We start from the raw sequence: 19,946 nt of genomic DNA, 5'->3' as shown, positions 1-19,946 counted from the left end.
TCAAAACCGGCGGCTTGCCCTCCTGTTTTCTTTACGCAAAAAGTACCGGTCTAGCGTAACTGGGCCTGCATTTTCCTGACCCTGTCTTCCAGTTTTTCCGATGAAAGATCTTCACGCATGCTGTCTACTTTCAGGGGAAAACAAAAAGGAGTCAGCCTGGATGGCACACGGATCACGATATTCCCCTGCCGGATCCGCTCCAGCATATTACGTAGTCTTTGTTCTTCCATTTGTTGCTCCATCACTTCATTGTAGGCCTGGCGGATCAGTAAATTATGGGGGTCGTATTCAGCGAACACATTAAATAGCAGGGAGGCAGATGATTGAATATGCCTGGCCTTTTTGTATTCTCCGGGATAACCCTGGAAGATCAGACCGCCGATCACGGAGATATCGCGGAATTTTCGCCGGGCCATTTCGGCGCTGTTGACGCTGCGCTGGATATCGGCACTAAGATCAGCCGGGCTGAATAAATCATATGCATTGGTATCGTCGACGGGAATGGGCTGGTCGCTCAGTAATTCAAACCCGTAGTCATTCATCGCAAAGGAAAAACTGATAGGGGTGATCCGGCTGATCCGGAAGGCAAGCAAAGCCGCCATGGCTTCATGCACCAGTCTTCCTTCGAACGGGTACACGAACAAATGAAAACCATCTTTGGTCTCGATGTGCTCGATCAATAATTCGTTCTCACGAGGCATATAAGAAAGTTCTGCTTGCAGATCGAAGAGTGGTTTAAGGACCTTCAATTCAATATCGGCGGTAAGCGATTTATCGTTTTTAACAGTCATTTCCGCCGCTTCATCCAGTTTTTTCCGTAGCATTAACCCCAGGTTGGCCGAAAGGGGCATGCGACCTCCGTTCCAGCTGGGTACGATGGACTTCTTCGCATTGGATTTCCTGACCAGTGCAGTCATGTCCTTGATCAGGACAAATTCCAGGTTCCTGCCGGCCAGGGTGAAAACATCGCCGGGCAAAAGACGGGAAATGAAATATTCTTCGATCACACCGATATACCCGCCGGAAATGAATTTTACTTTCAGCATGGAATCGCTGACAATCGTGCCGATATGCAGCCGGTGACGCATGGCGATACGGCGGCTATTGATCTTATACAAACCCGTTTCCAGGATCTCCACCTTCCTGAATTCATCATATTGGTGGAGGGCCTCTCCACCTTCTGTGATAAAATGCAGGATATCCTTCCATTCTTCCTCCGTCATCGGCCCATAACAATAGGTGGATTTAAGCTCCCTGAAAATTTCATCGGGATAAAACCCCTCCGAGATAGCGAGGGTGGAAAGATATTGGATCAACACATCGAAACAAAGCATCATCGGTTCGCGGCTCTCGATGAGATTGATCTTCATCGCGGATTTAAGAGCGGCCGCTTCCACCAGTTCCAGGGAATGGGTGGGCAGGAAATAAATTTTGCTGGTTTCGCCGGGTTGATGGCCGCTTCTGCCGGCTCTTTGGAGGAAACGTGCCACTCCCTTGGGGCTTCCCACCTGAATGACCGTCTCAACCGGCCGGAAGTCGACGCCCAGATCCAGGCTTGCCGTACAGACGACCGCCTTGAGTTTGCCGTTGTGCAGGGCATCCTCTACCCAGTTGCGGAGATCCATATCGATGGAACCGTGATGAAGGGCGATCGCACCGGCCAGTTCCGGGCAGGCGGTGAGCAAGGATTGGTACCAGGTCTCGCTCATCCCCCGGGTATTAATGAAGATCAGGGTAGTCCGGCTTTTTTCCAGGATAGGGATCACTTTATGAATAAGTTTCAGACCGAGATGACCTGCCCAGGGATATTTTTCAATTTCATCCGGCAGGATAGACTCTACTTCTATACGTTTGCGGATATCTGCTTTAACGATAAAAGTTTGGGGGCCCTTTGCCCTCAGGTCCTCTGCTTCCCGGCCGCGGTCCGGCCTGCCTTCGCGGGAAGCCAGCAAAACATCCTTGGCCTGCTCCAGATTTCCAATGGTTGCGCTGATACCAATAATGGATAATCCTTCATTTTTTACCCCCGAGATCCTTGATAAGGCGAGTTCGACCTGAACGCCGCGTTTGCTGCCCAGCAGTTCATGCCATTCGTCTACGGCAAGGATCTTCAGCGATCGGAAGACATTTGGATACTCTTTTTGCGCCAGTAAAAGGTGCAGGCTTTCCGGAGTAATGATAAGTACTTCCGGCATCTTACGTTTTTGTTTCTGCCTCTCACTCATTTCCGTGTCCCCGTTACGAATCCCTACCCGCCAGGCCAATCCCAATTCCCGGATGACCTCTTCCATGGCGCGGCCGATATCTTTGGCCAGCGCACGTAAAGGCGAGATCCATAATAATTGAAGACCTGCCCCGGACCTGGTCCGGAAATCAGTTGGATGGGTATTTATAAAGTCGATAATGGCACCCAGAAATACGGAAAAAGTTTTTCCGCATCCTGTCGGGGCATTGACGAGGCCGGAACGGCCTTCCATGATATATTGCCAGGTCTCTTCCTGGAACGCAAATGGTTTTTGTTCTTTGGCCGCCAGCCACTCCCGGATGATCTTATAACCTTCTGTTTTCTTCAGCGTCACGATAGGAAAAACTACCATTTTTATTTTATTCAAAAAAAAGAATTTTATCCTCCGTTCATCAGGCTTTTCCCCTGTTTAACACCTGCGGGTTAATACTGTTTTAATTTGAATATTAAATTTTTCCCCAGCACTTCCCGGTAGTAGAAAAAACCGAATCCATTGTTTAACTTAAAAGAAAAAAGCCATGCCTGCCTACCTTTCCCTTGCGATTATTTTGCTGGCTCTCAGTTCCTGCTCCACTTACCAGTATGTAACACTTAACTCCCCGGAGATTCCCAAGAATGATAAAAAAGAATTTATCCTGGAGAACGACACCATGAAACTCACTTATAACTTTCATGGGCAGGGAGGGCCGATGAACGTAACAATTTTTAACAAGACGGCCCAGCCTTTATATGTGAACTGGAAAAAGTCCGCCCTTGTCCGGTATGGACAAACGCTTAGTCTTTATAACAGGAAGGTAGAGGTCACTGGAACGGCAAGTACAACATCCTTTGCTGTCGGCCGGGGAGTATCAACGGGTTTCTCTGATCTGTCCGCTTCATTTGAACTTCCGGCAGGCATTGAATTTATAGCGCCATCCAGCTATATCAGCAAAAGCCTGATAAACGTTCTTGATGCTGAGGTCCCGGATATAGCAGCAGAGGAGAAAAATGCAAAGCTGGTAAAGCTGCAGGATCATGATGGAATGACCACCAAATTCAAACGGATCGTTTTCGATGAAAAAGGATCTCCCGTTCAATTTACCAGTTATATCACTTTCGTGCTGGGTAAAGATGCGAATGGGGAATTTAGCCTTAAACATAATTTCTATGGAATGGAAGTCCTGCTGACGGCCAATGAGCCCGATACGTTTGGATTGTACACGGCAGACGGAGATAAATTATATGTAAAACAAGCCTTGTAGCAGACCGGCAGTTTACATTATTCCCGCCAAAGCATTTCCGGTAAAGTTGGCGTATTTCCTGGCGGCCTTTACGATTAAGGGATAGGCAGACTTGTTTAATGTGATAAAAGGGTGAGGGATGACAAAAGTACCTGCCTGGTTTATTTTATGATCCCAGGTGCCGGCAATTTGTCCGTCGATAACCAGTACCGGTTTAAAAAGATCATTTTGAAAGTCCCTGCCCGATGGTTTGGATGGTCTGAGCTGCAAAATATCCGAATGATCCTTGTAGGCCACAGTAAATTCATCGGACACCGGCAGCAATTGAAGGGAGGTACGCCCGGCCGGAAGGATGGGAAGATCAGCTGCAAACCAATAGGCCTGCCCATTCACTACCGAATAGATTAACTCCTTTTTGTTCATTTCCAATCCTCTTTTCGCATCGGATAAAGCCAGACCGCTCCAGGTTGAGAAATCGCATAGGGTTGCCGGCCCCCTGCTTACAAAATAGCGGTTTGTCAACAGGGCGATGGCTGCTTCTTTACCTGGATATTTGAGATTGGGTACTCTTTCCTCCAGCAAGGCATAAGTGAATTGTTTACCCTGTCTTCCTCCACTGCAGATAATACCGTCCAATTCGGCCTCCATCAGTAAAAAATTAATTCTTAATTCATCGGTTTCGATCCTTTCTTTTTTAAGCGCTGCTAATAGTTCCGGTCGGGTGAGTTGTTTGCCTCCGGCCAGGGCCTTCGAAAAAATGTTTTTACTGCGTTTAAGTAAATAATCGCCAATACCGAGTTTGTGGTGCAGGTTTTTATTGAATGCCTTTATCGTTGGAGAGGTCAGGGTGAGTATCCAGCCAAGATCCGAAGGTAAAACAAAATGCCAGGCAGGTCTTAGCATATGGGTTCGGAGTATCTTCCCTTCATTAAAATCCCTGTCTATTTCAGCTTCCGTAATATCCTTCAGCCGGTTGCCGATCGCCCATTTGGCCTCGTCATAATCCTGCGCCTGAATGCAACCCATCCACCCGATCAAATCAGCGGGCCTTGAAAAACGGGTTTCCATGATCTGCTGACTGACCAGGCGAAGTTGGGCTATATCGTTACTTGTCACCTTAGTTTTTTAGTTGCAGAAGAGCTTCCCGCAGCTCCTTACTATAAGACTCCGGTACTTCCAGTGCGGCAAAACGTCCTCCTTTATCCAGTTTCGAATAACGCTGCAGGTTCAGCCTGCGTTCAGCCCATTCTTTCGGTGTATCACTATCAGCAGGGAATATGCTCATCGCAGCAGGGACGGTTACTTTTTCCATCGGCTTGGGGCCTCCCTGGCCATATACGGCGCGGGTATCTATCAGGTATCTCCGGATAGAGGTATTGATCGTTTGGGTTACCCAGTAGATCATGATATTGGTGAGTAATTCATCTTTGGAAAAACTATTGGCGATATCTCCCTTCGTATCGCTCCATGCGTAGAATTTTTCCAGGATCCAGGAGGCAAGGCCGACCGGTGAATCATTAAGGCCGTAACCTAAAGTCTGCGGTTTGGTGGATTGGATCATATTAAATGCGCCTTCTGCAAAAAACCAATACTGGATCTTCTGGCCGAATGCCTGCTCCGCCGGAGAAAAGGATGCCCAGTCCTCCGTTCCATTCGGATACCCGGCATCGGTGAGATGGATTCCCTTTACTTTATCCGGGTTTGCGGCAGCCAGGGAGGTAGTTACAGCAAAATCGCCTGCTGCAAAATAACTCTGATAGCCCAGCACTTCTGTCATTAATTTTGCCCATAACTGAGCAGTCTTTTCCGAGGATACACTCACCCGGTCAGAAAAACCATGCCCGGGCATCGAGGGAATGATCAGATCGAAAGATTGATCTGCAGTGCCGCCATAACCGGCAGGGTCAGTCAGCATGGGGATAACTTTGTAAAAACGGTAAAAGCTGTCAGGCCATTCATGGGTCAGAATTAGCGGTTGCGGGTTGGGTCCTTTACCTTTCACATAGATAAAATGGATCCCGATGCCGTCTATGTCCACCTTGAACTGGGGAAAGCTGTTCAATAGCGTTTCCTGTTTGCGCCAGTCATAGGTATTTTGCCAATACTCAACCAGTTCCCGCAAATAAACGGGATTGGTCCCATAATCCCAGCCGGCGTTTTCGGGAGAATCCGTCCAGCGGGTTTGTTTCATTCTTGTCTTAAGATCATCTATTACATTTTCGGCTACATCGATAGAAAAGGAGGGTAGTGTTTGCATGATTGCTTCGTATTAGTTGAATACAAAGCTAAAAGGCCTAAGTGACAGCTGTATGTCAGTTGGGAATTGCCCCTCGAAGATTTATGAAAAATTCACGGAATCTGCTAATGAAACCGGTCACGCGATCTAACCTATTTCCTGCAGGACTGCCTTTAAACGCTCTTTCAGCAACCCTTTCAGGCTTACAGGTTCTATTATCGAGGCAAAATCGGCAAACGTGATATACCACCTGGAAAAGGCTTCCAGGCAGGGCGCCTCGAAATACATACGGATATGGTTTTTAACCTGTTTTTCCTGGGTAAAACCGTAATTGAATTTATGTTCCTGAAGATATCGGGCTTTATCCGATCGTACGTCGATGACGACGGGGAAAAAGATCTGTTTAGCTGATATCTTTTCGAAATAATCCTTCATGGTCATATGCTCCCGATGGAAGGGCTTTCCGGAAGGAGAAAGGGCCAGTATCCGTTCCGTCCGGAATGACCGGTAATCTTTCAGGGTATGACAGAAGGCCAGGGCACTCCAGGATCCGTGTTCATGAAAGATCCCAATGGGGTCGATGTCCCGTATCGTATTGCTGTTCTCTTCACTTTCATAGGTAATTCGGATCATTTTCTTTTCTGAGATACTTTTGATCAGGGCAGGCAAGGTATCATTAAGGAGATGATTATGGCGGGAATTCTGATGTTTAACCGTAATGCTGTTCTCCATTTGTTCCAGCTTGGATTTCTCCGCGCTGCGGAGTACCGCTTTTACTTTAAACATGGCGGACTTGAACAGCTCGCTGTTATGGATATCCGCATGATTCTCGAGAAACTTTTCAGCCATCAGAAAAGCAAGTACCTCTTCTTCCGTGAACATAACCGGCGGCAAGCGATATCCTTCCATGATGGAATATCCCAATCCTTTTTCCCCGATGACAGGAACGCCTGCTTCTTCCAATGACCGGATATCCCGGTAAACGGTTCGCAAACTAATTTCAAAACGATCGGCAATATCCTGTGCCACTACAATCTTTTTGGATTGGAGGTGAATGAGGATGGCAGTAAGGCGGTCGAACCTGTTCATGCTGTGAAATAATTATTTTTGATCCTCACAAAGTCTTCAGGTATTCAATAACCGCCTTCCTCTCCTTATCGGTGAGTTTATCACCGAAAGTATGGCCGTAATTACCGTACCCCGGCAGATCCGTATTATAAACGGTGGAGGCTCCCGGCCCTGTCTTTGGCGCAGTTTCAACAGTAAATTTCCATCCCATCTGTTCATAGTCGTAAACCGGGTTGGAAAAATCCCTGGACCAATAAGCCGGTCTTGTTTTGCTGTTCAATACCCCTTCCAGGGTAGGAACAGATCCATTGTGCAGATAGGGAGCAGTTATCCAGATGCCGTCCAGGGGCGGAGCGATATAGCCGGAGAAAGGAACGAGACGGGCGGGATGGTCGCTGGTAGCAAACCAGCTGTTATTGAACCAGTTTACGAACTGGGGGCTTTGATAATTATTTTTATACAGAAAAGAATCCGTTTGAATGATTGATTCGGGGATCAGGAGGTTGGGATAATCATCTAATGCACCTTTCCCTCCATTCTTTTCTTTATCGCCGTAATTTCCATGGCATTTTGAGCAATTTTCGACGAATAGAACGCCACCTTTCCTGGCCAGGGTCGAATTTACCGGGTTGGGATATTTTGGTGGTTCAAGAGAATATATATAGGCGAGCACATCATTAAAATGACTGTCGACTTCTCTTGATTCAGCGGTATCGTTCACCGTCAATAAATTGGAGGCCATGAGGAACTTACCGAAATCTCCCCTGCCAAAACCATTGTAGAACATGGCATGTTTCTTTTTTAGCAGCCACCAGGGGGGAGTATCTGAAGGGATGACCTGTTCGGGGATATCCAGAAGTGGTTCGGTGCTCCAGCGGAAAGTAACCGGATCCCTGTGCGCTACAAGAAGGGCGGCCAAACGGTCGGCCGCATTGACGCCTCGCACTTGTGTGTACAATTGACCGCTGATTGTTTGAACCACTTTCAGAAAGGGTTCCGCTGCCTCATATTTGCGCGGGTCGCCCTTCTTCAGGAATTTTTCCGCCATGGCGGAAGTTTGCGGATTCAGTTTTTGATTATTGGTAAAATCGATCTGGGTATTGCCGAGACCGATGATCAGTTTGTTGTCGAGAACCTGCGCATGGCATTGCAGACAATTCGGGGCCACCACCGTTTCTCCGTTTGGTGCTTTTACAGCGGTATATTCATGGCTTATATCCGAATTGAGACCATCGCGCTGCAGATAATTATTTTTGTTTTTTCCGATGCCCAGCAGAAAAAAATTATAGGGAATCCCGCTTTTCAGGTAATCGCCGGTTGTCAGATAGGAGAAACCCCGGACAGCATCACCGCTCCGCTGGGGGCTGGATGGTATTGTTACCGGTTTGTCTTCCTTGTAGAGCTGGAATACTGAGGTAAAAGCCAGCCCCGTCATCCCTGCCAGGGCGAATATCAACAGTTTCATAATTGTAAGTTACGATTTTCAGACTTGAAGCTACAAGCTTCAAGCCAGAAATAGCCTCAAGCTTTATACATGGGTACTTCTTTTCAAAAAATTCCATACCCTAAAATACAAATCCATTTTACCGGGACAATAAAATATTTTTCAAATCCTCCAACGTATTGATCTCCTCTGGTTTTTTATCTTTCCGCCACCGATTGATCCTCGGAAAACGAAGGGCTACGCCTGACTTATGCCGGTTGGATGCGGCAATTCCTTCGAAGGCGATCTCGAAAACCAATTCGGGTTTAACAGTGCGTACCGGTCCGAATTTTTCCAACGAATTCTTTTTCACAAAGGCATCGACTTCGCTCAGTTCTTTATCCGTAAGCCCCGAATAGGCCTTGGTAAAGGTCACCAGTTTGTCGCCATCCTTAACGGCGAAAGTATAATCCGTATAGAGGTTACTGCGGCGGCCATGCCCCTTTTGCGCATAGATCATAACGGCATCGATCACCAGAGGATCGATTTTCCATTTCCACCAGTCGCCCCTTTTGCGTCCGACCTGGTAAGGGGAATCTTTTTTCTTAAGCATTAACCCTTCACTGCCCATTTCCCGGCTATGGGAGCGGATCTCTTTTAATTCCCCCCAACCGGAAAAGGTGATAACCGGTGACAATTGCAGGGCCGGATCATTTGCCCCTTCGACATAGGTTTCTAACAGGGCTCTTCTTTCCCAAAGAGGTCTTTCCCGAAAGTCCAAACCACCGGATTCCAGCAGATCGTATGCGATAAATCCGGCAGGGGCTTCTGTCAATTGTTTTTTGGTAACATTCTTTCTTCCGATCCGGGTTTGCAGGGCTGAAAAAGGAAGAGGTATGAACCTGTATCCGGTAGCAAACCCAGACGCATCGATAAGATTCGTAGTAAGACTGATGATTTCTCCATCGATCACGGTCCCATCGGGGAGCTTTTCTTTTAAGGATTGGTATTCAGGGAATTTATCGGTCATCAGTTCTTCACCCCGGCTCCAAACGAATAAATCCCCGCCCCGTTTGACAAGCTGGCCCCGGATGCCATCCCATTTCCATTCCGCCTGCCATTGTGCAGGTTCCCCAAGGGCGGCGATCTCATCCTCCAAGGCATAAGCCAGGTAAAATGGATAGGGCCGGGAAATGTCCAGCGCCGCCGTTTCTTCGCTGAGCAAGGCTTCGAAAGATGTGGTATGCGGGTCCCAGTTACCGGTGATGCGGTGGGCAATAACCGAAGGGCTCACGTTGACGGTTCTGGCCAGGGCATTTACGATCGTCTTTTGGGAAATGCCGATGCGAAAACCCCCTGTGATCAGTTTATTAAAAACGAAACGTTCTTTCCGGCTCATCGTTTCCCAACAACTGACCACGAACGCCTTCTTATAAATTTCTTCCTCTTTTCCTATCGATCTTAGTTTGTCAAGGTAAAACGAGAGGGTTTGTTTGGGTTCATCCATGTCCTCCTTTTCAAATTTCACCAGTTGATGTTCCGGCAGCAATAAGGCGATGGTTTCTGCCAGGTCGCCGACCGTATGATAACATTCTTCGAATAACCATTGGGGCAAACCGGTAATTTCCCTGCACCAACTTTGCAATTGTGTAGAATTGACGGCGCGTTTGGGTTTTCTTCCGCTGAACAGGGCAACCACCCATACTTTGTCCTGATCTACGGCAGAGGCAAAAAAGTCGGAAAGGGCTTCCAGTTTATCGTTGGTCCTGGTGCTGGTGCCCAGAAGGATTACCAGTTCCGCAAAAGCGGCCAGCCCTTCAGGCTTTTTATCCATAACGTTGCTCATTCTTTATCCGTTGCATTTTTCATGCCTTCCGGGTTCCCCCCTGTTTCCTCATCGTCCCCATACTCTGTTTTTACCTCACCCGCTTCGATCCCCGATTCATTGAGGTATCGGCTTAGAGCGGCCTGGAAACCATGAGTTACAAATACTTTTTGGGCCTCCGTAGCCTTGATGGCCTGTAACAAACCTTTCCAGTCTGCATGATCGCTTAAGGCAAAACCGGCGTCGGCATTCCTTCTGCGTATATTTCCCCGGACCTGCATCCAGCCGCTGCATACTCCGGTTTCATAAGGGGTGAACCGTTTGATCCAGGGAGAATCCTCCGCGCTGGAGGGTGCGATCACCACCTTGCCGCGGAACGATTCTTTGGGCATCTCCGCAGTGACCCTAACAATTTCCGGTAAAGTAACACCTGCATTGACGAGTGCCTGGTGTACATTCCAGACGGCGCCGTGTACAAATATGGGATCGCTGAGGCCGGTCAGACAGGATAACAAACGTTGTGCCTTCCCCAGGCTATAAGCCAGTAATACGGATACCCTTCCTGCAGTACTGTTCTTTAAAACCCAATTTTGTATATCTTTAAAAATTTCCGTTTGTGGTTTCCAGTCATAGATCGGTAAGCCGAAAGTAGATTCCGTAATAAAGGTGTGACACCTGACAGGTTCGAAAGGTCCACTCAGGCCATCGTCCTCCGTTTTATAATCTCCGCTCACCACCCATATCTCTCCGTTGTATTCTACCCGGATCTGCGAAGAGCCAATGATATGACCTGCAGGATGCAGGCTGACCATTACCCCATTAATAAAAACGGTTTCGCCCCATTCCACACTTTGATAAGGATGATCTCCGAGTCTGAGTTGCAACAAAGGTTTGGTGAGCCGGTGACAAAGATAGAACTGACTTCCTTCCTTGGCATGATCGCTGTGAGCATGCGTAATTACGGCCTTTTCCACCGGCCGCCATGGATCGATATAGAAATTGCCCTGCGGGCAAAAGAGGCCTTTATCGGTGAATTCTATGAGTGCCATAATTAGTTACAACCTGCAACCATCAAGCCAGCCATTTTATGGATAAATACATTTTATTACAGGGAAATGTTGCCCCATTAACTCCTAATAAACTCCTGTTATATTTCCGTCCAGTTTCTTAATGAAATACACTTTCTTATTTTCAAAATAATCCAGTGTCATGGTTTGTTTGTTGAGGAAGACGGGTTCGATGTCGAAATCGTTGAAGACTTTGTACTTTTTTTCGCCGATGCTGCCGCTCAGATTTTTCCCGTATTGCAGGAGCAATTTGGCAAAACGGTAAGTGGATTCATAACCCCGGAATACCATATCGCTGGGGCGGGAGTAGAATTTTGTCTTAAAATATTGCTGAATGGACTTGGTTAGGTTGTCCGATGAATTGACATAAAAAGGAGAGGAATAAATGATCTCCGTTCCGCTGTATTCGGGGCGGGTAAAATCAGTAATATTATCCCAGGTCGGCATGCCGATGAGGATGGCGGTATACGACTTATTCACAGAGGCAAAGGCCTGGCAGAGATTCTTTCCGAAATTTTCGTCGAGGCTGCCGGCAATGCAGATAGTTTGTGTAGTGCTGTCCAGGTAAGGAAGGAGAGAGGACGCTGTGAAATTATCCTCGAGGGTTATCACCTTGATTTTTAGTGGAACGGAAGCCGTTGATTTACCGATCTCCGTAAAATAGTTATGGAGACGGTCATCCAGCGAGCCCTTCCTTCGGAAAAAAAGGATGGGCTTGGTAGCATAGTTCCGTTGGATGAATTTGTAAATTCCTTCACAATGGGTGCGCAGCGTAGAGTTCAGGATGACAAAGTTCGGATTATTGGTGATTCCGCCATCATTGGGAAAGTTTACATTGATAAAGGGAATATTCTGACGGGCGGCTGCCGCAGCCAATTGTTGCAATTCTCCGGGAAGAACATGTCCGATGATCAGCTCCGTTCCCTGGAACTCCGTACTGTGAAGAACCTGCTGCAAATTTTGGGTAGTGGACCGGGTATCGTATATATGGACATCCAGTTCTGCATTTTCCTGCTCCAGGGAATCAAGGGCCAGTTGGGCACCCTCATAAAATTCCAAACCCGGATTAATAAATTTCGGAAAAACCTTATCGTAGCGGTAATTCCCCGCGGCATCGAAGGCGGAGTCAAGATATAAGGGAGCAAAAATTGCTATTTGGTGGCGGGCGGCGGAATCTTTGGAGAAACTGCTTCTATTCAAACCACCCGGAGTAAACAGGGATTGGTTGCCTGCATTCCTGTTGATGGAATCCTGTCGCCTGTTCAGGGAATCTGCACGGCTGTGCGCCGGACCGGTTTGTGCCAGGCCCATGGCATAGGATGCCCAAAAACAGAGAAAAAGTACAGCATATCGGAGACGGTTGTTCATACTATTCCCATTCAATGGTTGCGGGTGGCTTGCTGCTGATATCGTATACGACCCGGTTGATACCTTTCACATTATTGATGATCTCGTTGGAAATATCGGCCAGAAAAGTATAGGGTAAATGGGCCCAATCGGCTGTCATGCCGTCTACCGAAGTCACGGCCCGGAGGGCTACGGTGAATTCATAGGTCCTTTCGTCTCCCATCACACCAACACTTTTTACAGGTAACAGAATGGCGCCTGCCTGCCAGACGGCATTATAGAGATTATGATCTTTTAATCCTTTGGTATACACGTGATCAGCTTCCTGCAATAATTGTACCTTCTCTTCGGTAACTTCTCCCAGGATCCGGATAGCCAGACCGGGACCGGGGAAGGGGTGGCGTTGTAACAAATCATCGGGAACACCTAATTCTTTTCCCACCCGTCTTACTTCGTCTTTGAACAGGAACCGGAGAGGCTCTACCAGCTCCAGGTGCATTTTATCAGGGAGACCGCCCACGTTATGATGGGATTTGATCGTAACTGAAGGGCCATGTACAGAAACACTTTCGATCACATCCGGATAAATAGTTCCCTGTCCAAGGAGCTCAACCCCCGGTATTTTGCCAGCCTCTTCCTGGAAAACGTCGATAAAAAGTCTGCCAATGGTCTTACGTTTGGTTTCAGGATCGGTCTGACCCTTCAATTCTTTATAGAACAGGGCCTTGGCGTCGATCCCTTTTACATTAAGACCGATCGTTTTATAACTTTCCAATACCTGTCCGAACTCACTCTTGCGCAAGACGCCATTGTCTACGAATATTCCATATAACCTGTCTCCGATCGCCCGGTGGATCAGGGTGGCGGCCACGGTAGAATCGACTCCTCCGCTGAGGGCCATGATCACTTTACGGTTACCGATCTGTGCGCTTAGCCGGGCAACGGTATCGCTGACAAAATGGGCGGAGGTCCAATCCTGGGCGCAGCCGCAGATGCTTACCAGGAAATTTTTCAGGATCTTCTTTCCTTCCGTGGAATGGTAAACTTCCGGATGAAACTGAAGACAGTACAAAGGATTTTCACCGGCTTGTTTTTTGAAAGCGGCAAATGGTATATTTTCCGTATTGGCCAGGACCTCGAAACCCGATGGCATGTCCAGTATTGTATCCGCATGGCTCATCCATACCTGGGATAGTTCGGTGGTGTCCTTTAGCAGGATATCTTCCTGTTGTTTGTGGAGCAAAGCGCGCCCGTATTCCCTTTTGTTGCTGTTGGCAACCCGGCCACCGAATTGTTTGGCAGTCAGTTGCGCTCCGTAACAAATGCCCAGAACCGGCAATTTACTGTGCAGATAAGGAATATCCACCAGCGGCGCGTTGGCGTCGTTCACGGAAAACGGGGATCCGGATAGAATGATCCCTTTCAGGGAAGGATCAAATACCACGGGTTTTGAGAAAGGAACGATTTCACAATACACATTTGCTTCACGCACTGCCCTGGCAATCAATTGAGTATATTGGGAACCGAAGTCGAGAATAAGAATCTTTTCCGTCATGGTGCTGCGAAGGTAAAAAAAACCGGTCAATTTCCGGCTTGCTGTAACCGCCAGTGGAAAATAGCCGTCTTAATATCGGGGAAAAGTTTAATTTTTGCAGGGAATGAAACCAGTTTCCATAAACTACCGGCCACTTCTACCGACAACATATAACACATATAAAACAACTTAAAACAAACAACATGAGAAAATTCCTTTGGATTTTACTGGCCTTTCCGGTCATTTTTGGTTCCTGCAGGCATTATTTTGGCAAACGGGTGAAAGGGGATGGGAATATCAAAACAGAAGACCGTGCAGTGGGTACTTTTAAAAATGTAGATGTCAGTGGCGCAGCGAAAGTATATGTTTCCAATGGGTCTCCCTGTGCTGTAAAAATTGAAGGCGACCAGAACCTGCTTCAGTTTATCGAGGTTTCCCAGGAAGGTGATCAGATCCGGGTGCGGGAAAAAAAGGGCTTTCACCTTATGCCTACCAATGAGCTGAGAATTTATGTGACCGCGCCGGTTTATAACAGGATCGAGGCTTCAGGAGCCTGCGACATCCTTGGACAGAATAAGATCACCAATTCGGAGAACCTTGACCTTCATGTCAGTGGCGCCGGAGATATACAAATGGAAGTGGATGCTCCGAAACTGGCAGCAGAAGTATCGGGAAGCGGAAATATCAATCTCAAAGGGCAGACCAAAGATGTGTCCCTGGATCTGACGGGTTCCGGGCATGCTCATTGTTATGAATTGCTGGCGGAAAATGTCAAAGTGGACATTACGGGGGCGGGTTCTGCCGAAGTCTATGCCAGTGTGAAACTGGATGCGGATGTTAGCGGTGCGGGTAGTGTCAATTATAAAGGCAACGCAACCAGTGTCAGCCAGCATATCGCCGGTGCCGGCAGCGTTTCAAAAGTCAATTAAACCTGCAAATGTTCCTTATCATTTTTCTTTGGATGGGGATATCCGGAAGGATGGCCGGCAATGTTGAATTATGTGGAACTGTAATTTCCAGTGACGGATCCATAATTTCCAGAGACTCATCCCTATATCCTTTTAGGGAGGTCTTTGTCAATGCGATCTTTCGTTCCGTAGTCGACAGCGGTTTTACCCACTATTATCTTTATGGACAAGCCAGTCCCTGCAGTTTTGTGAAATTCGATTATGTCGAGTGGGTTCAATATGCGTTGCAGGAACCTGTAACGATAGATATACTTAACGAACTGGCTAAAAAATGTTATGAAGACCGGGGCCCGGTTATATGGGAACAGGGTAAACTGGACAGCGTTATTTGTTTAAGCCGGGAAAAGACAGATTCCTTGCTGGATCCTCGCCTTTTCGGTCCCCCAACCGATTCAACGAAAAGTCAGCGCCGTCAAAAAAGGGACCAACGTCAAAAATTTAAAAAATGGTCCCTTCTGCCTGCTCAGGAGCGGACTGTTTTTTATTTTTCCCGCCCTGAATTCACGGATGACGGCCGGTATGCGGTCATTGACCTGGAATATCGCTGCGATGCCCGTCTTTGTGGCATGGGAGCCACCTGTTTATTCAGGCATACGGACACCGGATGGAAAATGATCGGCCGGAAGATCCGTTGGGGTGGTTGATCTTAGGTATAGCCTATATTTGTCCAACAATTTTAACCCAGCATGTTCGAACAGATTGACAATTACGTTGCCAATTGTATTTCCCTTTCGCCGGAAGAGCTTACGCTTTTTCATTCGCTGTTAAAGGTTAAAAGAGTACGCAAACGGAGTTATCTGTTGCAGGAAGGTGAGATATGTGATTTCGAGGCCTACATTGTCAAAGGATGTATCCGGACCTATTATTTAAGTGATGAAGGTGCTGAAACCATATTGTCCTTTGCCATTGAGGATTGGTGGGTGAGCGATCTGTACAGTTTTACGGAGCAGAAGCCCTCCGGTATGTTCATCGAATCTTTAGAAGATTGCGAATTGCTGATCATCGACCATACAAGCAAGACTGAGCTATTTAAAAAAATACCCAAGTTTGAAACGCTCTTCCGTTTGCTGGTACAACGTTCTTTATTTGCCTTGCAAAAACGGGTTCATTCCCTGGTTACGCAAACTGCGGAACAACGTTACCTGGCCTTCATCGATAAGTATCCACAAATTATACAACGTGTCCCCCAAAACCAGATTGCCCGTTATCTGGGTGTTTCTCCTGAATTTCTTAGCAAAGTGCGCGGAGGGATGAACAGAAAAAAATAATTAAATTTATCAGGTAAAAATCAATCTGTTGACCTGGTCGATCTCATCCAGGACAATAGTATGTCCCATATTCTTATATATTTTTTCGGTAACATCGGCTCCCATGCTTTTCAGCAGGTCCGTAGTTTCGTGAACGCGTTCGACAGGTACGTGAAAATCCGGATCACTGGTCCCGATAAAAACCGGTGTTTTTTCGAAATCGCCTTTATAGTTTTCCGGATATAGTTTATCGCCTATCAGCCCACCGGTAAATGCGGCGGCTCCGCCATATTTCGCGCCATTCCTGGTCATAAATTCCAACATAAGGCAGGCGCCCTGTGAAAAACCCAGGAAATAGATATGCTCTTTTGGAATTCCCTGCTGGTTGATCTTTTCTACCAGGCCATCCAATAAGTTTAGCGCAGAAGAAAGAAAGGGTTCATTCTTCTGTGGCGGTGCGAGAAAAGAAAACGGGTACCAGGTATTGTCGGAAGCCTGCGGCGCGAACAGCGCAAATCCCTCAACCTTAAGTTGGCCGGCCAGCGAAATGATATTTTCCGCGGTTGCCCCTCTGCCATGAAGCATAATTAATGCTTTTGAAGCAGTGCGGATATCGGCGCCTCCTGTCAATATATTTTTATGGTGCATGTTTTTCAGTAATTATATTACTCTATTTCAAAACCGGCAATTTTTTTTCAATTTTGGCTCTTGCGGTTTCATATTGTTTGGGAAGTCTTAAATTTTTTCCTAACTCGGTTAAAGGTTCATCTACCGTGAAACCGGGATTGTCGGTGGCAATTTCAAAAAGTACGCCGCCGGGTTCCCGGAAATAAAGCGAGAAAAAATAATCACGGTCTATTTTTTGGGTGATTTGTAACCCTTTGTTCAGGACCTTTTCCCGAAAAGCCATTTGTATATTATCATCTGCTACACGGAAAGCTACATGGTGATTGGTGCCCTGGGCATTAGTGCCGGCTTTGCCATCCGGCGTCTCCAACAGGTCGATAATAGCTGCATCCGGTACGGCATCCGTAATGAATCGATAGCGGTTGCCTTCCTGGGATAACAAACGATAGCCGAAAATATCGGTCAGCACTTTTGCGGTAGGGTCTGTTTTCCGCAGGGTCAATGTAGTACTATGAAAACCTCTTGTGGCCGTTTCTTTTTTGATCTCATCCGTCTCGCGGGGTTTTCTGGTATCACCGGCTTTAGGAACGATCAGGCTGATGTTCAATCCGTCGGGATCCGTAAAAGAAAGATAGTTCTCTCCCATACGCTCGGCGACCGGGCTGAAGGGCACCTTCAGGTGTTCAAACCGCTGCTCCCAGAAAGACAGACTGCCTTCCGGTACGGAATAGCCAATCTCGGTAGCCATACCACTGCCCGTGCGGCCCTGACCCATACTTTCCCAGGGGAAAAAAGTGAGAATCGTGCCCGGAGTGCCTTCTTCATTTCCATAATAAAAATGGTAAGTACCCGGGTCGTCAAAATTGACGGTTTTCTTTACTAACCGTAAGCCAAGGACTTTTGTATAAAAATCATAATTGCGTTGGGCATTGCCTGCAATCGCCGTTATATGGTGCAAGCCTAAAATAGTATCTTTCATTTATAGTATTTTTAATTTCTTTAATTAAAAGCGTTTCGTATTTCATTTTCCAGCAATCCGCTTCCTCCTCCGTAATGCCGGATTAGTTTTGGAACTGGGGTCGATTTCATCAAATCTGCAGCAATTTCCTGTTCTTCTTCCAGTGTGACTCCGGTACACAGTAATATCACGTTATATTTTTCTTTACCCGGCATGTTCACTAATTCTTCTTTGGAAGTTACCAGCGTACCGGACCAATTTTCATGACTGTTGATCAAACGAAGCACCACTTCCATAATCCCGGCATGGTACCCTAAGGCCAGGATCTTTATCTTGATCTCATCCATATCTTCCTCCTTGGTTTTATTTCTTCTCTGAACAAATCGGCCTTCTAATGAACCGGCCCTTCCATAGGAATATCCATGATGAGGATCTCGGAATCATTTTCGAGTGCTTTGACGGCGATCGTCTGAGTTGCCCAAATGCCCAGCCCGTCCCGGGCGTGCAGCTCTTTTCCGTCAATCGAAAAAGAGCCTTTAATGATAAACGCATAGACGCCGTTGCCTTGTTTTTGCAAAGAATAGGCGATCTCTTTATTTTGCTCAAAATTGCCCATGCTGAACCAGGCATCCTGGTAGATCCAGGTGCCAGGCCCCTTTTGGTCCGGAGAAATTACCTGTTGAAGGGTATTCGGTTTTTTTTCAGGCGCAACTTTTACCTGGTCATAACGGGGAGGAGCGTTTAATCGGTTTGGGTACAGCCAGATCTGCAGGAACTTCGCAGGACTGTCCGTATTTTTGTTGTATTCGCTATGGAAAATACCGCTGCCTGTGCTCATTATCTGGACCTCTCCCTGCCGCACCACCTTAACATTGCCCATATTATCCTTATGCTCCAGGCTGCCTTCCAATGGAATGCTGATGATCTCCATATTATCATGCGGGTGTGAGCCAAAACCTTTTCCCCCTTCCACCGTATCGTCGTTGAGAACACGCAATACGCCGAAATTCATTCTTTTGGGGTTATAATAGTCTGCAAAACTAAACGTCTTTTTACTATCCAGCCAGCCATGATTGTCATGCCCCCTGGTTTCCGACTGGTGATAAATATATTGTGCCATTACTGCTGTTTTTATTATTAGCTTATTTGTTATTTGCAGTGTAAAGGTCCGATATATGGGGCTACCAGTCCATTAACTTAACTTAATAAAAAGAGTTAATGCAGGTTAAGATTTTGAAGGCAAGGACCCGGAACTAAAGATAGGCCCAGTGTCGCACCGAATCCGCCGGGGATCATCGAAAGGCCTGATTTATCCATTGGAAAATGATCGGTAAACGGGTGCGCTGGGGCGGTTAAGTTCAGGTGTAAATACGGTACGATATGCCCTGAAATTTTCTTACCTTTTCTGAAAACCAACTTTTATGGCAAATTTTCAGATTGCAGTAGTCAATAACTACTCTCCCCTTTCTGACAGCCAGGTGCAGGAAGTGGTGGATGCCTTACAGGTGCAGGTTCATCGTGATTTTGCACCAGCCTGGGGAATCGATGCGGACTTGACCTATTACGCCGATCAAACCCAGGTACCCGCTACCTCCTGGGTATTGGGAATCTTTGACAATTCCGACCAGGCAGGAGCCTTGGGTTATCATGACATGACTGCCCAGGGGCAGCCGCTCGGCAAGGTATTCGCAGGTACGGATGCCCAATACGGAAATTCCTGGTCGGTAACGGCGAGCCATGAATTAATGGAGATACTTGGCGATCCGGATATCAATCTGACGGTATTCCGCCAACAACAGGACGGGTCAGGCGTCCTTTATGCGTATGAAAATTGTGATGCCTGCGAAGCGGACCAGTTCGGTTATATGATCAATAACGTACTGGTCTCGGATTTTGTATATCCGGCCTGGTTCGAAGAGTTCCATCTTCCCGGAGAACAATTCGACTATGGAAACCAGATTACCAGTCCCTTTCAAATATTGGCAGGGGGCTATATCGGGATCTACAATATAACGGCCGGTAACGGATGGACCCAACTGACTGCGGATAATATTCCCCTGACTTACCAGATGCGTGCGCATGTGGGCAGCAGAAGGGAAAGACGCCGGACCCCCCGGAGTCAATGGTTGTGGAGCTCTTTTCGGAAGAACCGCTAGATCCGCCCTAGCCACCAGATCCACT

Annotated in this window: 18 protein-coding genes; 5 read left to right on the top strand and 13 right to left on the bottom strand. The window is 47.2% G+C overall.

Features of this window, described 5'->3' with window-relative positions:
* Positions 1-50: 50 nt before the first annotated feature.
* Positions 51-2,612, bottom strand: a complete 2,562-nt coding sequence (locus tag ACX0G9_RS11630; protein WP_459065074.1) for a ligase-associated DNA damage response DEXH box helicase — start codon at positions 2,610-2,612, stop codon at positions 51-53.
* Positions 2,613-2,763: 151 nt separating this feature from the next.
* Here ACX0G9_RS11630 and ACX0G9_RS11625 point away from each other — a divergent pair, with 151 nt between their 5' ends.
* Entirely contained in the window at positions 2,764-3,486 is a 723-nt protein-coding gene (locus ACX0G9_RS11625; RefSeq protein ID WP_459065073.1) for a hypothetical protein, read from the top strand.
* A 12-nt stretch (positions 3,487-3,498) separates the two neighbouring features.
* Here the strand turns inward: ACX0G9_RS11625 and ACX0G9_RS11620 are convergent, their stop codons facing one another.
* The 8 genes from ACX0G9_RS11620 to guaA form a co-directional block, all read right to left on the bottom strand.
* A complete protein-coding gene (locus tag ACX0G9_RS11620; RefSeq protein WP_459065072.1) occupies positions 3,499-4,581 on the bottom strand; it encodes a winged helix DNA-binding domain-containing protein in 1,083 nt (360 codons plus the stop codon).
* Between the two features lies 1 nt (position 4,582).
* Complete coding sequence (locus tag ACX0G9_RS11615) at positions 4,583-5,722, bottom strand: epoxide hydrolase family protein (protein ID WP_459065071.1); 1,140 nt, start codon at positions 5,720-5,722, stop codon at positions 4,583-4,585.
* A 126-nt stretch (positions 5,723-5,848) separates the two neighbouring features.
* Positions 5,849-6,790: a helix-turn-helix transcriptional regulator gene (locus tag ACX0G9_RS11610; protein ID WP_459065070.1), complete on the bottom strand. Its 942-nt coding sequence runs from the start codon at positions 6,788-6,790 to the stop codon at positions 5,849-5,851.
* A gap of 25 nt (positions 6,791-6,815) precedes the next feature.
* Positions 6,816-8,234, bottom strand: coding sequence for a c-type cytochrome (locus ACX0G9_RS11605; protein WP_459065069.1), 1,419 nt, complete (start codon positions 8,232-8,234; stop codon positions 6,816-6,818).
* Positions 8,235-8,352: 118 nt separating this feature from the next.
* Positions 8,353-10,038, bottom strand: a complete 1,686-nt coding sequence (locus ACX0G9_RS11600) for an ATP-dependent DNA ligase (RefSeq protein ID WP_459065068.1) — start codon at positions 10,036-10,038, stop codon at positions 8,353-8,355.
* On the bottom strand, positions 10,035-11,066 hold the full coding sequence (locus ACX0G9_RS11595) for a ligase-associated DNA damage response exonuclease (protein ID WP_459065067.1): 1,032 nt from the start codon (positions 11,064-11,066) through the stop codon (positions 10,035-10,037). Before ACX0G9_RS11595 ends, ACX0G9_RS11600 begins: the two co-directional genes overlap by 4 nt.
* 84 nt (positions 11,067-11,150) lie before the next feature.
* A complete protein-coding gene (locus ACX0G9_RS11590; protein ID WP_459065066.1) occupies positions 11,151-12,452 on the bottom strand; it encodes a type 1 periplasmic-binding domain-containing protein in 1,302 nt (433 codons plus the stop codon).
* 1 nt (position 12,453) lies between these two features.
* Positions 12,454-13,986, bottom strand: a complete 1,533-nt coding sequence (guaA, locus tag ACX0G9_RS11585) for a glutamine-hydrolyzing GMP synthase (protein ID WP_459065065.1) — start codon at positions 13,984-13,986, stop codon at positions 12,454-12,456.
* Positions 13,987-14,168: 182 nt separating this feature from the next.
* On the opposite strand from guaA, the gene ACX0G9_RS11580 reads away from it, so the two are divergent.
* The 3 genes from ACX0G9_RS11580 to ACX0G9_RS11570 are packed head-to-tail and all read left to right on the top strand — an operon-like array spanning position 14,169 to position 16,201.
* On the top strand, positions 14,169-14,894 hold the full coding sequence (locus ACX0G9_RS11580; protein ID WP_459065064.1) for a head GIN domain-containing protein: 726 nt from the start codon (positions 14,169-14,171) through the stop codon (positions 14,892-14,894).
* Between the two features lie 8 nt (positions 14,895-14,902).
* Positions 14,903-15,577 carry a hypothetical protein gene (locus ACX0G9_RS11575; RefSeq protein ID WP_459065063.1) on the top strand — a complete coding sequence of 225 codons (675 nt, stop codon included), beginning with the start codon at positions 14,903-14,905 and terminating at the stop codon, positions 15,575-15,577.
* Between the two features lie 42 nt (positions 15,578-15,619).
* Entirely contained in the window at positions 15,620-16,201 is a 582-nt protein-coding gene (locus ACX0G9_RS11570) for a Crp/Fnr family transcriptional regulator (RefSeq protein ID WP_459065062.1), read from the top strand.
* Positions 16,202-16,210: 9 nt separating this feature from the next.
* Here ACX0G9_RS11570 and ACX0G9_RS11565 read toward each other — a convergent pair whose 3' ends face one another.
* From ACX0G9_RS11565 to ACX0G9_RS11550, 4 genes are read right to left on the bottom strand one after another with little or no spacing between them, the layout of a single operon-like run.
* Positions 16,211-16,828 carry an alpha/beta hydrolase gene (locus tag ACX0G9_RS11565; RefSeq protein WP_459065061.1) on the bottom strand — a complete coding sequence of 206 codons (618 nt, stop codon included), beginning with the start codon at positions 16,826-16,828 and terminating at the stop codon, positions 16,211-16,213.
* Between the two features lie 22 nt (positions 16,829-16,850).
* Complete coding sequence (locus tag ACX0G9_RS11560; protein WP_459065060.1) at positions 16,851-17,786, bottom strand: ring-cleaving dioxygenase; 936 nt, start codon at positions 17,784-17,786, stop codon at positions 16,851-16,853.
* 20 nt (positions 17,787-17,806) lie between these two features.
* The gene (locus ACX0G9_RS11555; protein WP_459065059.1) at positions 17,807-18,112 is read right to left on the bottom strand and encodes a hypothetical protein; all 306 of its coding nucleotides are present in this window, start codon (positions 18,110-18,112) and stop codon (positions 17,807-17,809) included.
* 44 nt (positions 18,113-18,156) lie between these two features.
* Positions 18,157-18,885, bottom strand: coding sequence for a pirin family protein (locus tag ACX0G9_RS11550; RefSeq protein ID WP_459065058.1), 729 nt, complete (start codon positions 18,883-18,885; stop codon positions 18,157-18,159).
* A gap of 301 nt (positions 18,886-19,186) precedes the next feature.
* On the opposite strand from ACX0G9_RS11550, the gene ACX0G9_RS11545 reads away from it, so the two are divergent.
* Positions 19,187-19,921 carry a hypothetical protein gene (locus tag ACX0G9_RS11545; protein WP_459065057.1) on the top strand — a complete coding sequence of 245 codons (735 nt, stop codon included), beginning with the start codon at positions 19,187-19,189 and terminating at the stop codon, positions 19,919-19,921.
* Positions 19,922-19,946 lie beyond the last annotated feature (25 nt).

Source organism: Flavitalea flava (assembly GCF_054461575.1).
The sequence above is the reverse complement of the archived record's forward strand: the minus strand, read 5'-3'. Positions and strand labels throughout refer to the sequence as shown.

Excerpts from the sequence above, each read along its gene's own strand:
- ACX0G9_RS11625 (WP_459065073.1), top strand. The coding sequence starts at position 2,764 with ATGCCTGCCTACCTTTCCCTTGCGATTATTTTGCTGGCTCTCAGTTCC.
- ACX0G9_RS11615 (WP_459065071.1), bottom strand. The coding sequence starts at position 5,722 with ATGCAAACACTACCCTCCTTTTCTATCGATGTAGCCGAAAATGTAATA.
- ACX0G9_RS11610 (WP_459065070.1), bottom strand. The coding sequence starts at position 6,790 with ATGAACAGGTTCGACCGCCTTACTGCCATCCTCATTCACCTCCAATCC.
- ACX0G9_RS11605 (WP_459065069.1), bottom strand. The coding sequence starts at position 8,234 with ATGAAACTGTTGATATTCGCCCTGGCAGGGATGACGGGGCTGGCTTTT.
- ACX0G9_RS11600 (WP_459065068.1), bottom strand. The coding sequence starts at position 10,038 with ATGAGCAACGTTATGGATAAAAAGCCTGAAGGGCTGGCCGCTTTTGCG.
- ACX0G9_RS11595 (WP_459065067.1), bottom strand. The coding sequence starts at position 11,066 with ATGGCACTCATAGAATTCACCGATAAAGGCCTCTTTTGCCCGCAGGGC.
- ACX0G9_RS11590 (WP_459065066.1), bottom strand. The coding sequence starts at position 12,452 with ATGAACAACCGTCTCCGATATGCTGTACTTTTTCTCTGTTTTTGGGCA.
- guaA (WP_459065065.1), bottom strand. The coding sequence starts at position 13,986 with ATGACGGAAAAGATTCTTATTCTCGACTTCGGTTCCCAATATACTCAA.
- ACX0G9_RS11580 (WP_459065064.1), top strand. The coding sequence starts at position 14,169 with ATGAGAAAATTCCTTTGGATTTTACTGGCCTTTCCGGTCATTTTTGGT.
- ACX0G9_RS11575 (WP_459065063.1), top strand. The coding sequence starts at position 14,903 with ATGTTCCTTATCATTTTTCTTTGGATGGGGATATCCGGAAGGATGGCC.
- ACX0G9_RS11570 (WP_459065062.1), top strand. The coding sequence starts at position 15,620 with ATGTTCGAACAGATTGACAATTACGTTGCCAATTGTATTTCCCTTTCG.
- ACX0G9_RS11565 (WP_459065061.1), bottom strand. The coding sequence starts at position 16,828 with ATGCACCATAAAAATATATTGACAGGAGGCGCCGATATCCGCACTGCT.
- ACX0G9_RS11560 (WP_459065060.1), bottom strand. The coding sequence starts at position 17,786 with ATGAAAGATACTATTTTAGGCTTGCACCATATAACGGCGATTGCAGGC.
- ACX0G9_RS11555 (WP_459065059.1), bottom strand. The coding sequence starts at position 18,112 with ATGGATGAGATCAAGATAAAGATCCTGGCCTTAGGGTACCATGCCGGG.
- ACX0G9_RS11550 (WP_459065058.1), bottom strand. The coding sequence starts at position 18,885 with ATGGCACAATATATTTATCACCAGTCGGAAACCAGGGGGCATGACAAT.
- ACX0G9_RS11545 (WP_459065057.1), top strand. The coding sequence starts at position 19,187 with ATGGCAAATTTTCAGATTGCAGTAGTCAATAACTACTCTCCCCTTTCT.